The following is a 12435-nucleotide window of genomic DNA, read 5'->3' on the forward strand; positions in this document are numbered from 1 at the left end:
AACCGGTAAAGGGACATGGTTTGAGGCCCTGCACGTGGTCAGTGAACGAAGTGTCAAAGGTCAACCTTCCCACCGTGATCCACGTTGGTATGTTAGTTCGCTTCCTTTGGATACAGTCAGGCGGCTAAACGCCGAAGAGCCACCTGGTCAGGCGAATTCCGCAGCCAACTTATCTTTGATTAAATTAAATACAAAGTGGAATCCCGCCCTGTGACTCACTCTTCATCATAAATCTATTAAAAAATATTCATTCTTTATCTCTGATTATGTGTAATGATAGGTTTATTCTCTTTCTCAACATAAGAAGCGGTGTCAAATGCAACTATCGGTTTACACCAACATAGCCCGAATTATTTTCGGTGCTTACTCAATTATATTGAACATACAAAAGACGATAACGCTCGTATTTCACTTGTTACTTGCTCCGTTCCAGTTTTTACAAAGACCATGAGGTGAAGCCAATAACACAAATTTTTAATAAAATTAAAACGGAGACTTATTTATGAATATCATGAAAAAAATACTGTCAGGAGTTTTTATTTTATTCACCCTAAGTTTTTTTTCAGCAGCATATACCCAAATTTATAAAATAAAACCTAACGCCAACGAAAAATCGTCTCAACTTGCGCAAGGAAAAAAATGTACCGCTCAGTCTTCCTACCTCGGTTATGTTGTCTCTGTTGCTATTGGGTATGGAGGTTATAACAAAGACCCGAAGATAAAAAATTATATCGCTATTACCGTGGTTGATAAAAATAGAAAAAATCCCGAATGGTACTGGTCACAGTATGATGCTAATACAGATGCAGGTAAATCCATACAAACACTGGCGTCATATGCTGTCGCCAGTGGGCAAAAAGTTCTTGCTGAGTGCGAGGCGGTCGGAGATCACCAAAATATTAACTCGTTATGGGTTGGGCCAGATGCTTGGTAAAAGGATAATGGGAGCATATTATGAATTTAATAAAGAAAATATTTATTGCCATAATTGCAATGTTATCATTTTTACCCTCTATTTTCATGGCATTTGGCCAGCCATTACCCGAAGGTGATCCAAGGCGTTCGGTTGTCGGTTTCTTTTTTGATACAGACGGTAATATTTATAATCCCATGATGGCTTACGGAAATACGATAAGATATAGTCTTTCCGACCCAAATTTATCGATACAATATACATATGAAGATTTCCAAGCTGATGTTCAGATCGAACCACTTATGCGCCGTGCTGCAGAATATTGGAATAATGTGCTGAATCCATATTTTACTATCAGAATAATTCAATCTGGGGAACAACCTAATTTTATTCTACAAACAATGTTGCCTACTATGCTAGATAGAACTCGGCCTAATTACTATCTTGGACATTTAGACGCAATAACTGCTATGCCTCTTTACTATGAATATGATGAAATGAGATTTAATTATGGCATTACGTCACCAGGAATATATTTTGTGCCTACCATTGCTGTATCTAACAGGCTTTACGACACTTGGGAAACCATAATGGGGGATGATCTTGATTTAAGTAGGTATGCAAGAATTTATACATATGCGCTTGTACTTCATGAGATGGGTCATGCTTTAGGGTTGGGTCATCCTGATGATGTACTCCGGGGGATAAACCTTACGAGTACAGATGTTCACCCGATGTTTAGTCGGTTAAATGATTTTGCTGTATACAGAGATTTAGAGAGTAATGTTCCACAAGCACCAGTAATGCTTGAATATCCAATTTATTTTTTACTAACTTTGCATCAACAGCTTGGCAGGCCATTAAATATTAATAATATTTCTATATCAGAACATGAAAGAAGGTTTTTATTCAATCAGGTTTCTGGATTTTGTGAACGTTCAAATAATGCAGATTGTGATTATAATATTGTTCATCCATTAGCAAAAACAATGGTGCCCATTGTCAGTATATTGTTGAGTAATTCCACGCCTAAGCCAAAACCAAAAGTTAAGATTTGTACAGTTGAACTTAAAACCACAGACGAGATAGAGCTTATTTTTTATAGTCAGTGGTATACCACCTTTACCCGCAAGGATGGATGTCAGGTCAATCTGAGTTTAAAATGCGATGGAAGTGAAAGTTCCTGTTCCAGCGGAGACTATTCGTCACATAATAAATTCCAATTAATCATACATGATGACCAATCAATCAATGACGAAAAGCTCACCATAAGTGCTAGAAGTGCAGAAAAAAACGACACAATGTCAAGAATAACAAATTTCTCATCAACTAATAATATGAAATTTGAAAATAAAGGTAGTGGCATAGCCAAAATTTCATATGTTGATTCAACTTGTTACTATAGTACAGGCCCCTCTTTCATGGAAATTAAACCAGATCTTGATCGTGCGTTTACCGTAGAAACTAATAATGGTTTTTTTAGTGCCTGTACATCACAACCAAAAGTAATAAGCTGGAAAATTGAATACATTACATATGAATAAATTAACTAACCCGAATTTTTGATAAGGAATTCGGGTTAATTGAAAAGGAATGAATTGCTATGAAATCAATTTACTTGTTCGTATTATTTTGTTTTTTTGCTTGCAGTGTGTCAGCGGAGGGGAATGGAGACAAGATAACTGGCAGCCAATTAAAGCCAAATATCTCCGTTTCTACAGGTAAGAATGATGCAATAAACTGCAATAAATCCATTACAGGCTATATTATTTCCGTTTCCACAGGATATAAGGGAAATAAAAATTGGTTGGCCTTTACAATTAAAAATAAAAGTGGTCAGAGCTGGTTCTGGGCAGCTCATCTAAACAATACTGATGCAGGAAAATCCCTGCTTTCAACGGCAATTTTTGCTGCTTCTAGTGGCCAAAAAATTTATGCCGAATGCGATAATAATAACTATATTACATCTCTGTGGGTTGGGCCGGATGCTTGGTGATTCGATTCTGTCGCATTAGTGAAGAACACTCGAGGATAAGGCATTAGAATACTTAGCAAAATCTGCCGTAAACCCTCGTCCTATCGAGGGTGTCGCAAAAGCTCATGTTATCCATTAAAATCTGTGCTCTTCCTTTAGGCGCAGATCTTTTATGACCTTATTCACTTGAAAACTGGAACCGTCTACTTACACCAAACGTCAATTTGTCAAAGCGCAGCAGTTACCTGTATTGGATGGCTCTCTATCATCCGGACAAATTGTTATTGGATGCCGGTTATTTCCATGACGCGGTGATTGCGGAGACACAAAAATATCAGATCCGGCTGTTTTGCTCTGAAAATTCAAACCGACAGAGCCCCCGAAAAATCTACCTCAAAGCGTTATTTGTCTATGATGCTGAGCAAGAGAGTTTCCGCTAGCGATGACGTTGACAGAAGCGAAATCCCCACACACTTGGGATACGCCATTCCTGTTCTTTGTCGGCAATTTAATTATTACTTGTGCGTATTTAATATGATTGTATTAATCCGGCATGCAACACCTAAAATTGATTATTCATCATGTAATTACCAAACGGCTCAGCAACGGCTGAGGGAATATAATCAAACACAAGATGTGGAAGAGCAGGAAATAGAAACGTTTCTTTCCTCTGCACTTTTCCAAGAGATCAAGGCAAGACGTCCGGTGGTTTACAGTTCACCAGTGGGTAGAGCAGAGCGTACCTGTCAATTGGTTTTTGGACACATTGATGGCTATACAATTCATTCTGAACTGCGGGAAGTTGGGCTTGAAATCACTCCACTACCGCTATTAAAAATGAAAATCAGGACGTGGTTTTTACTGTCTCGATTAGCCTGGCTGTTGAGAATGAACCATGCACAGGAAAAAATAGGGCATGCGTTACAACGCTCTGAAGCACTGCTTCCTTTTCTTGAACAGCATGACGATGTGGCAATTGTTTCACACGGTTATCTAATGCACTACCTGAAAAAGCATTTGAAAAAAAATCGCTACCACGTCAAAGACAGGTTTAAACAGGGTTGTTTTACCGCGGAGATTTGGGAAAAATGAAAAAGATCCTGATCGTAGGCGCCACCGGTTTTATTGGCAAAAAAGTGGCTGACTATCTGATTCAGCAACAAGAATTTGACGTAATACGCTATACCAGACGTCCGCATCAGGGGTTTTTTAGTTGTGAACTAGGCGACAGCGCCTGGCAGGAAATGGTGAAAAGTTGTGTGGCCATCATTAACTGTTCGGGGGTAGGACTGGCAAAAATCAAGCAACAACGAAATGCCAATGAAACCATTGCACGTCAGCTTGTGGAGTCACTTCCTGATATCGGGAAGAAATACCGCCTGCTGCATTTAAGTACGGTCAAAGCTTTCAATGTTCATCACTATGCGGATGCCCGTCAAGACACCGGAACTCACGCCGGGAGAAGTCGTCAGCCGGCCACTGCAACTGCCGGGCATTGGCGCGTTGTTTTTGATAGGGGATGATCCCGCCTCTCGCCGGTGGTTAAGTCAACATGCAGCACGACTCAAGCAATTACACGCCGTGGGACTGGTCGTCAATGTCAGTGAGATGGCAGGCTTACAGTCATTGCGCGCCTTAGCGCCGGATATCCTGTTATCACCGGCTTCCGGCTCAGAGCTGGCTCGTCGTTTGCAACTGCACCATTATCCGGTGCTGATCACTGAAAACGCACTCACGCAGCAGCTATCACCATGAGCCGCCGCTATGTGGTTGAAGCCCTGTTACGGCCTGCCGTCGAGCTGAATACCGCGGTGGTCTCAGCCGTGGCCGCGTTTATCTGTATCCGCGCACCCTGGGCGATTGCACTGGCACCGTCAGTCAGTGAGGTGATGGCAGGGGGTTTTGCGGTATTGGCGATGATACGCACGTGGCAGGGCATTCAGGTGATCCGCTATCGCCGAAACCTGCGCCGTTTGCCGCGTTACCAGATGAGCACCAAACAGATCCCCGTCAGCCATCAGCGCTTGTTTCTGGGCAGGGGATTTCGCTGGCAGCAAAAGCATACCCAGCGTTTGCAGGATACGCGGCGACCGGAAGTCGAACGCTTTGTGCAACCATCTAAGGTTTATCAGCTTGCCCGTTTGCTGGAGCGCCGAACGGAATACCGTTGGCCGACATTGTCGACCCTGTTACGCAACGATTCCCCGTTCAATCCGGTGCGACCACTGCCACCGGTGGGCGGTAATCCGATGATCCACGGTATTGAGCCACAGGAAACCGACGTGTTTATGGATCTGCGCGAGCGGGTCGGGCATACGCTGATAATGGGAACAACGCGTGTAGGGAAAACCCGTCTGGCGGAGTTGCTGATAACGCAGGATATCCGGCGCGGCGAGGTAGTGATTGTCTTCGATCCCAAAGGGGATGCTGACCTGTTAAGGCGCATCTGGGCGGAAGCGCACCGGGCAGGTCGTAGCAATGCACTTTCCCTCTTTCATCTGGGCTGGCCGGAAATCTCGGCACGCTATAATGCGGTCGGGCGGTTTGGCCGGGTCTCGGAAGTGGCTTCTCGTCTGGCCGGGCAGCTCAGTGGTGAAGGGAACAGTGCGGCTTTTCGGGAATTTGCCTGGCGGTTTGTCAATATTGTCGCTCGTGCGTTGGTGGCATTGGGGCACCGGCCGGATTACACGCTGATCACCCGTTACGTCAATAATATCAGTGAACTGTATCAGTTGTATGCCACTAAAATAATGGCAGACCGGCAGCCCGCCCTGCTGGAACATATCCGTCAGTCCCTCGGCAAGCTGAAAGAAAAAGATATCCCGCGCAATATGCAGGGACAGCCGGATGCGTTGCGACTCTGGGCGATGGAAATCACGCTGAGTTCAGAAGCGGGTAAGCAACTCTATGACCCTATCCTGGATGGATTACGCTCTGCCGTGCGTTATGACCGCATGACCGCACCTATTTTGACAAAATTGTTGCATCCTTATTGCCGCTCTTGGAAAAACTGACCACCGGTAAAATCTCAGAACTGCTCTCACCGGATTACCTCAATATGTCTGATTTACGCCCTATCTTCGACTGGGAACAGGTGATCCGCAAGAACGGCATTGTCTATATCGGGCTGGATGCACTGTCTGACAGCGATGTGGCCTCGGCAGTAGGCAACAGCATGTTTGCGGACTTGGTCAGTGTGGCGGGGCAGATTTATAAATATGGCATGAATGCCGGCTTGCCAGTGCGCCATGACGGCAAGCTGGCGATTAACCTGCATTGTGACGAGTTCAATGAACTGATGGGGGATGAATTTATTCCGCTGATCAATAAAGGCGGTGGCGCCGGTATGCAGGTCACGGCCTATACCCAAACTTCATCGGATATCGAAGCCCGTCTCGGCAGTCCGGCCAAAACCGCGCAGGTGATTGGTAACTTCAATACCCTGATGATGCTGCGGGTACGGGATAACCGGACGGCCGAACTGCTCACCAGCCAGTTGCCCGAAGTGGAAATCTACAGTAAAACACTGGTCTCGGGGCACTCTGATATCGCCGATGTTGAACAGGGACAGGATTTTACCTCCTCCACGCAGGATCGGGTCGGCACCGTCAAAACACCGCTGGTGACGCCGGCTGAGATGATTAACCTGCCGAAAGGTCAGGCATTTGCCCTGCTGGAAGGCGGCCAGCTATGGAAAATTCGCATGCCTTTGCCCACCGGGGATGACGACGATGCCCTGATGCCCGCGAGTTTGCAGAAAATCGCCGAACTGATGCGGCGTCACTATCGCACCCGTGAAGCCTGGTGGGAAGATAAGGGATAATTTCACGTCATGGCACCGTCAGAAAATCACTCCCGCCCACCTTCCCAGCCGCCTCGCCAGCATGGCCTGCTATATCGTGTGTTATGGGCATGGCCGTGGCAACTTATTGGTTTTATTACGATGTCATGGCTATTCAGTCTGTTACTGGAATATGTCGGGATGACCTTTTTCTGGCCGGAACAGGGCGCGTCTCACAGCCAAATGATGATGAAAACGGAGCTGCAATTTTTATCCACGGAGTTTACCCTGCGTACCCTGATAGGCGCTCTCAATAAAGTGCGTGCCGAGCAGAAAAAATTAAGCCAGCAGAATACCGATATTCTGAAAGAAAATGACCAGTTAAAGCACCAAAGCCTTGATGTTGCCAGCCAAATCGAGGCGGCGGTTGCGGCTATTCGTCAAGACGATGAACAGCGTCAGCGCACGTTGCAGGATGAGCAGCAGGGGTTACTGGCACAGATTGACCTGCTCACGGAGCGGTTAAATGCCACGCCTTTGTCGGCACCGGATAATCAGATACCACTGGGCACCGGGCTGGCTGGGAGTCCGTATTCTGCCGGCGCAGTCAGCGGGCAGGATGACATTATCTGGGTCACACCGGCCGATGAAAAACCGACCGCGTTGCAAGCGATGGGGAATGGTCAATCGACACCGCAATATCCCACTGCTTTTTTAAGCGAACAACCGACAGCCGGGCAAAAAGTGCAGGACACGCCCGCGCTTGAGGAAAAGAGCGAAACCCCGGTCTATACCCTGCCGGAAAATGCCACCCTGGTGGGCAGTCAGGCGATGACTGCGTTGCTCGGCCGGGTGCCGGTCAATGGCACGGTCACAGACCCCTATCCGTTCAAGATTTTGATTGGCAAAGACAACCTGACCGCCAACGGTATTGAGCTGCCGGAAGTGGAAGGGGCAGTGGTTTCCGGTTCAGCCAGTGGTGACTGGACACTGGCCTGCGTGCGCGGGCAGGTCAATGCCATCACATTTGTGTTTCAGGATGGCACGGTGCGCACCTTGCCGGGTGCCGGTCAGGGCAAAAACGGGGGCACCCGCGGCATCGGCTGGTTGTCTGATGAAAACGGCATTCCCTGTATCAGCGGTGAGCGCAAATCTAACGCCAGTACTTATCTGCCGACGCTGTTTGCCCTCTCAGCGATGAATTCCGCCGGCAACGCCCTGAACGAAAGCCAGCAAACCGCGCAAACCAACGGCGCAGGCGGCATCACGTCCGCTTTAACGGGCAACGCCGGCCAGGCGGCATTAGGGAAGGCGATGGCCGGTGGTATGAATGAGATGAGCGAATGGCTTAAGCAGCGCTACCGCCAGACATTCGATGCCGTTTACGTGCCGCCCGGTGCCCGTGTTGTGGTGCATATCACCCAAAGTCTGGCGCTGGATTACGAAACAAAAGGCCGTAAGGTGCGCTACGACATGAGTGAACCCACTCAATATGATCATACTCAGGAAGCCTTAGATTAATGGAACAGATTTCTGCTCAATGGCTATTCATCGCCAACCCACCTTATTGCCTGCAAATTAATCGTCCCCCACAGGCTGAACCCGTACCGGTTCAGCTTGACTGGCGGCCGGTCCGTAAAAAAGTGTCCCGGTTGTCTCTCTCAGTGGGCCGGGAGTGCCGATGGCTCGGTGACGGTGATTTTACCGTCTTTCGTCTGACAACCGCCCAGTGGCAGGCGGTGGTTGAAGGCAAGGCAGGGGCGCACCCTGAACAGTGGGAACCGATGCCTTTTACTTTATCCGAGCTGGCCGTGCACCCCGAATTTGCCACCTTTACCGCGATTGGCACGACGGAGACCAACGAATGCAGAAAATAACCTATGCGATGGTGTTGTGTCTGGCAGGCTTGCTGGGCGGTTGTTCAACCTCGAAAGAGACCTTACTCCCGGCCGGCGAGCAGACGGTGCTGGCGATGTGGCAGGGAAACAAGGCAGGCCATAGCGTAGCACAGGCAAGAACCGCCTTGCGCAGAACGTTGACTGAAACCGAACGGCACCGGGCGCTGGAAGAACCTGACCATTACAGCCGTTCGGCGATGCAGGAAATCAGCCAGTTATTTCCCCGTCTGCCCAATCCCGATATGGTGATGTATGTCTTCCCGCATCTGGCGGCAGGCAATACGCCGATACCGGGCTACAGTACCGTGTTCCCGTTTTATCAGCAGGTGCAGTATGCCCTGCCGGGTGAGCGCACGGAGGCACAGTAATGGAAAAACCCAAACCGCTGCATCGCCCCGGCAAGTTGCGTGACGCCGATGAAGCCGCGATTTACCGGGCGAACCCCTCCATCATCGACTACCTGCCCTGGGTGGAATATCTGGAAGACGGGCAATGCCTGTTGCTGGATGACGGAGTTTCCGTGGGTGCGGTCTATCGGATTGAACCGGTGGCCACCGAAGGGCGTCCCATGGAACGACTGATTGAAATCCGCGATCAACTGGAAGATGCGATCCAGGACAGCCTGGAGGAAGACGATATGTCGCCGTGGGTGGTGCAGTTTTTTTGTCAGGATGAGAATGATCCTACCGGTTACCTCAACACGTTACGTGACTATATTAAACCGTGGGCGCAAGGTAGCGCTTTTACACAGGCGTTTCTGGCGGAATCGGAACGCCACCTGAACAGCATTGCCCTGCCGGCGGGGATATTTCACGACAGCTTAATCACCGGGCAACCGTGGCGGGGGCAGCAGCGCCAGACGCGGATGGTCGTCTATCGCTGGCTGCCTGCTCACAAATCACAGGCCAACACCCCAACCCTCGCTTCGGTTGCCGCGCTAAATCAGGTCTGCGAGCGTCTGGTGTCGTCGCTGGCGTCTGCCGGGGTCATGGCTATTCGGCAACATGGCGGGCAAATTCACGGCTGGCTGTTACGTCATTTTAACCCGGCACCGGACTGGGGCATGGCAAAAGCCGATTTTTACCACACGGTGCGCTATGAAACGCCCAGGCCGCACGATCTCCCGGTACGTAATGACTTTGCCGAAAGCCTGTGGTTTACGCCGCCAGTCTCTGATCCTGACCAGGGCATTTGGTGGTTTGATGGCCTGCCGCACACCGCGGTGCCGGTTGAACGCCTGCGCCGTCCGCCGGCACCGGGTACGCTGACGGGGGAAGTCAAACGGGGCGATAATATCAACGCCCTGATGGATATGCTGCCGGAAGGCACCGTGGTTTCTTTGACCATCGTGGCGCAGGCCCAGGATACACTGGAAGAGCGTTTTACCCGGCTGGCAAAAAATGCGGTGGGGGAGAATACCGAATCGGCCCGCGTCCGGCAGGATGTTCAGGAAGTAAAAGAACTGCTGGGACGACGGCATAAACTGTACCGCAGTGCGCTGACCTGTCTGGTGCGCGGTCAGGATGTGGCTGACCTGGAACATCGGGTGCACCAGCTTTCCTCAACGTTATTGACCGCCGGATTGCAGCCCGTGCGAGCGGCATTCAGTGTGTCCCCGCTGAATGCCTATCTGCGTGCCCTGTCGATGGGCTTTAACCCGCAGAAAGACAAAAAGCACTGGTACAGCCGCCTGACCTGGGTTCAGCATCTGGCGGGACTCCTGCCGGTCAGCGGCCGTTCAACCGGCACCGGCCATCCGGGGTTCAGCTTCTTTAACCGGGGCGGGGCACCGCTGACCTTCGATCCGATGAACAAACAGGATCGCACCCAGAACGCCCATTTACTGCTGTTTGGTCCGACCGGCGCCGGTAAATCCGCCACCCTGTGTGCCTCGCTGGTGCAACTGATGGCAATACACCGACCGCGTTTGTTTATTGTCGAAGCGGGCAACAGCTTTGGCCTGTTGGCCGATTATTATGAAAGTCTGGGGCTGACGGTCAATAAAATTGGCATCAAACCGGGCTGTGGGGTGAGTCTGGCGCTGTTTGCCGATGCGCATCAGTTGTTGCAACTGACCCCTGACCAGTTGCGGATTAATGAGGCGGATATTCCGGACAGCGATGAGGGGCAGGATGAGGGCGATGAACAGCGCGATATTCTGGGGGAAATGGAAATTGCCGCCCGGCTGATGATCACCGGCGGTGAGAAAAGAGAGGAAGAGCGCCTGACCCGCTCGGATCGGGGATTAATTCGTGAAGCCATTATGATGGCAGCCCACACCAGCTTTGCTGAGGGACACCAGATGCTGGCCTCGGACTTACAAAATGCGCTGTATGCCATCGCCCGCAATCACCGGCAGGATGAACACGGCCAGCCGTTCATCACCGCACACCGCCGGGCACGGGCGGATGAAATGGCCGGCGCCATGTCGATGTTTACCCAGGGGTTTGAAGGGGAACTGTTTAACCGACCCGGCACCCCGTGGCCGGAAGTGGATGTCACCCTGATTGATTTGGGCACGCTGGCGCGGGAAAACTACTCGGCGCAAATGGCCCTGGCGATGGTGTCACTCATCAACAGCGTCAATAACCTGGCCGAACGCGACCAATATCAGGACAGAGAACTGCAACTGGTGATTGATGAAGGGCATATCACCACTACCAACCCGCTGCTCTCCCCCTATATGACCAAAGTCGTCAAGATGTGGCGTAAACTGGGAGCCTGGCTGTGGCTGGCGACGCAAAACCTGGCCGACTACCCGGACACCGCGGAGAAAATGCTGAATATGGCGGAATGGTGGCTGTGTCTCACCATGCCACCGGATGAAGTGGAGCAAATCGCCCGCTTCAAAAAACTGACCGAAGAACAAAAAGCCGTCTTGCTCTCCGCCAGTAAACTCCCGCGCTGTTATACCGAAGGCGTGGTGCTGGCGAAAAAAATTGAGGCACTGTTTCGGGTGGTGCCCCCGAGCCTCTATCTGGCGCTGGGCATGACGGAAAAAGAAGAAAAGGCCGAGCGGCGGGCGCTAATGCGGGCACACCAGTGCAGTGAGCTGGAAGCGGCGGTGTTGGTGGCCAGAAAAATGGATGTGGCGCGGGGGTTGAACACCGGTCATTGAATAGGCTTAAGATCAATTCTGAAACGAGACAGAAAGAGGCATTTCCCCCTCGTCATTAAGGGGGATATAGGGTTGTAGATCCTGTACATAATATTTTTCAATTTCATAAGTGCTCTTGCCTTTCCATAATGCCATTTTTGAATACAATGCAGTAATAGTGAGGAACATTATTGGTGTGAATTCGATTGTTTCCAACGTGTTCAAGATAGCGCTCGACAGAAGCTCTGTTACTCTCATTGTGTAGATATTTTTGATAAATATCGTCATATCTGAAATTTATATAAACTGAACCTACATACCCTTTAACTTCAGTATCTCGTATTATTCCTGACACTTTTGCTGCGAGAGAGGTAATATCATAATTCGCTGAATTGCAAGCAAGAATATGGATCCTATGCAATGGCTTAACCGTTGTGTTTGACTGAATGTATCTGGCCACGGTGTCGTAAGTCCAGAGTTGATTGTTTATTGCAAGACTTTCCGGCCTCCCATTAAAAACAGCTAATCCATGACAAGCAATTGTAAATTCATTTATGACGTATCCATCATGAAAGGTTGATGAAACAGGGCAAGAGCGTGAATGTTCACTTCTTGCCTAACGCCTTAAATCCTGCGACTAAGACCTTATCCAAATAGTTAATATCCATACTCGCAAACCGCCTTTTTCGGCGAATGCTGGCTTTTTTGGTTGTTTCTGCCCGCAACATATTGACACTCATGTGACGCATACATCCCAATATTTCAGCCGAT

Annotated in this window: 9 protein-coding genes and 4 pseudogenes; 12 read left to right on the plus strand and 1 reads right to left on the minus strand. The window is 49.5% G+C overall.

All coding sequences use genetic code 11. From position 1 onward, the window contains the following. Positions 1–28: 28 nt before the first annotated feature. The 12 genes and pseudogenes from Xkoz_RS14730 to Xkoz_RS14790 form a co-directional block, all read left to right on the plus strand. Positions 29–183 (plus strand): annotated as a pseudogene (locus Xkoz_RS14730) (ISAs1 family transposase); the annotation flags it as partial. A 319-nt stretch (positions 184–502) separates the two neighbouring features. After that, the gene (locus Xkoz_RS14735; protein WP_099142886.1) at positions 503–934 is read left to right on the plus strand and encodes a hypothetical protein; all 432 of its coding nucleotides are present in this window, start codon (positions 503–505) and stop codon (positions 932–934) included. Between the two features lie 20 nt (positions 935–954). Next, the gene (locus Xkoz_RS14740; protein WP_099142887.1) at positions 955–2457 is read left to right on the plus strand and encodes a zinc metalloprotease; all 1503 of its coding nucleotides are present in this window, start codon (positions 955–957) and stop codon (positions 2455–2457) included. Between the two features lie 59 nt (positions 2458–2516). Beyond that, positions 2517–2909 carry a hypothetical protein gene (locus Xkoz_RS14745; protein WP_099142888.1) on the plus strand — a complete coding sequence of 131 codons (393 nt, stop codon included), beginning with the start codon at positions 2517–2519 and terminating at the stop codon, positions 2907–2909. Positions 2910–3299: 390 nt separating this feature from the next. Next, positions 3300–3980 (plus strand): phosphoglycerate mutase family protein, encoded by a 681-nt coding sequence (locus Xkoz_RS14755; protein ID WP_099142890.1) that lies wholly within the window; start codon positions 3300–3302, stop codon positions 3978–3980. Then, on the plus strand, positions 3977–4411 hold the full coding sequence (locus tag Xkoz_RS14760) for an NAD-dependent epimerase/dehydratase family protein (protein WP_099142891.1): 435 nt from the start codon (positions 3977–3979) through the stop codon (positions 4409–4411). The genes Xkoz_RS14755 and Xkoz_RS14760 overlap by 4 nt, the downstream gene beginning before the upstream one ends. Beyond that, positions 4317–4643, plus strand: a pseudogene (locus tag Xkoz_RS14765) (integrating conjugative element protein); the annotation flags it as partial. The gene Xkoz_RS14760 and the pseudogene Xkoz_RS14765, both read left to right, overlap by 95 nt. After that, a pseudogene (gene traD, locus Xkoz_RS14770) lies at positions 4640–6711 on the plus strand (type IV conjugative transfer system coupling protein TraD). The pseudogenes Xkoz_RS14765 and traD, both read left to right, overlap by 4 nt. A gap of 9 nt (positions 6712–6720) precedes the next feature. Then, positions 6721–8190 (plus strand): TIGR03752 family integrating conjugative element protein, encoded by a 1470-nt coding sequence (locus tag Xkoz_RS14775; RefSeq protein ID WP_244183484.1) that lies wholly within the window; start codon positions 6721–6723, stop codon positions 8188–8190. Positions 8191–8321: 131 nt separating this feature from the next. After that, positions 8322–8546: a hypothetical protein gene (locus Xkoz_RS23070; RefSeq protein WP_244183485.1), complete on the plus strand. Its 225-nt coding sequence runs from the start codon at positions 8322–8324 to the stop codon at positions 8544–8546. Continuing rightward, positions 8534–8935 carry a TIGR03751 family conjugal transfer lipoprotein gene (locus tag Xkoz_RS14785; protein ID WP_099142893.1) on the plus strand — a complete coding sequence of 134 codons (402 nt, stop codon included), beginning with the start codon at positions 8534–8536 and terminating at the stop codon, positions 8933–8935. Before Xkoz_RS23070 ends, Xkoz_RS14785 begins: the two co-directional genes overlap by 13 nt. Then, complete coding sequence (locus Xkoz_RS14790; protein WP_099142894.1) at positions 8935–11685, plus strand: conjugative transfer ATPase; 2751 nt, start codon at positions 8935–8937, stop codon at positions 11683–11685. Before Xkoz_RS14785 ends, Xkoz_RS14790 begins: the two co-directional genes overlap by 1 nt. Positions 11686–12269: 584 nt before the next feature. Here the strand turns inward: Xkoz_RS14790 and Xkoz_RS23075 are convergent. Next, positions 12270–12435 (minus strand): annotated as a pseudogene (locus Xkoz_RS23075) (ISAs1 family transposase); the annotation flags it as partial.

It is taken from the genome of Xenorhabdus kozodoii, assembly GCF_002632875.1.
Taxonomy (GTDB): domain Bacteria; phylum Pseudomonadota; class Gammaproteobacteria; order Enterobacterales; family Enterobacteriaceae; genus Xenorhabdus; species Xenorhabdus kozodoii.

Excerpts from the sequence above, each read along its gene's own strand:
- Xkoz_RS14735 (WP_099142886.1), top strand. The coding sequence starts at position 503 with ATGAATATCATGAAAAAAATACTGTCAGGAGTTTTTATTTTATTCACC.
- Xkoz_RS14740 (WP_099142887.1), top strand. The coding sequence starts at position 955 with ATGAATTTAATAAAGAAAATATTTATTGCCATAATTGCAATGTTATCA.
- Xkoz_RS14745 (WP_099142888.1), top strand. The coding sequence starts at position 2,517 with ATGAAATCAATTTACTTGTTCGTATTATTTTGTTTTTTTGCTTGCAGT.
- Xkoz_RS14755 (WP_099142890.1), top strand. The coding sequence starts at position 3,300 with ATGATGCTGAGCAAGAGAGTTTCCGCTAGCGATGACGTTGACAGAAGC.
- Xkoz_RS14760 (WP_099142891.1), top strand. The coding sequence starts at position 3,977 with ATGAAAAAGATCCTGATCGTAGGCGCCACCGGTTTTATTGGCAAAAAA.
- Xkoz_RS14775 (WP_244183484.1), top strand. The coding sequence starts at position 6,721 with ATGGCACCGTCAGAAAATCACTCCCGCCCACCTTCCCAGCCGCCTCGC.
- Xkoz_RS14785 (WP_099142893.1), top strand. The coding sequence starts at position 8,534 with ATGCAGAAAATAACCTATGCGATGGTGTTGTGTCTGGCAGGCTTGCTG.
- Xkoz_RS14790 (WP_099142894.1), top strand. The coding sequence starts at position 8,935 with ATGGAAAAACCCAAACCGCTGCATCGCCCCGGCAAGTTGCGTGACGCC.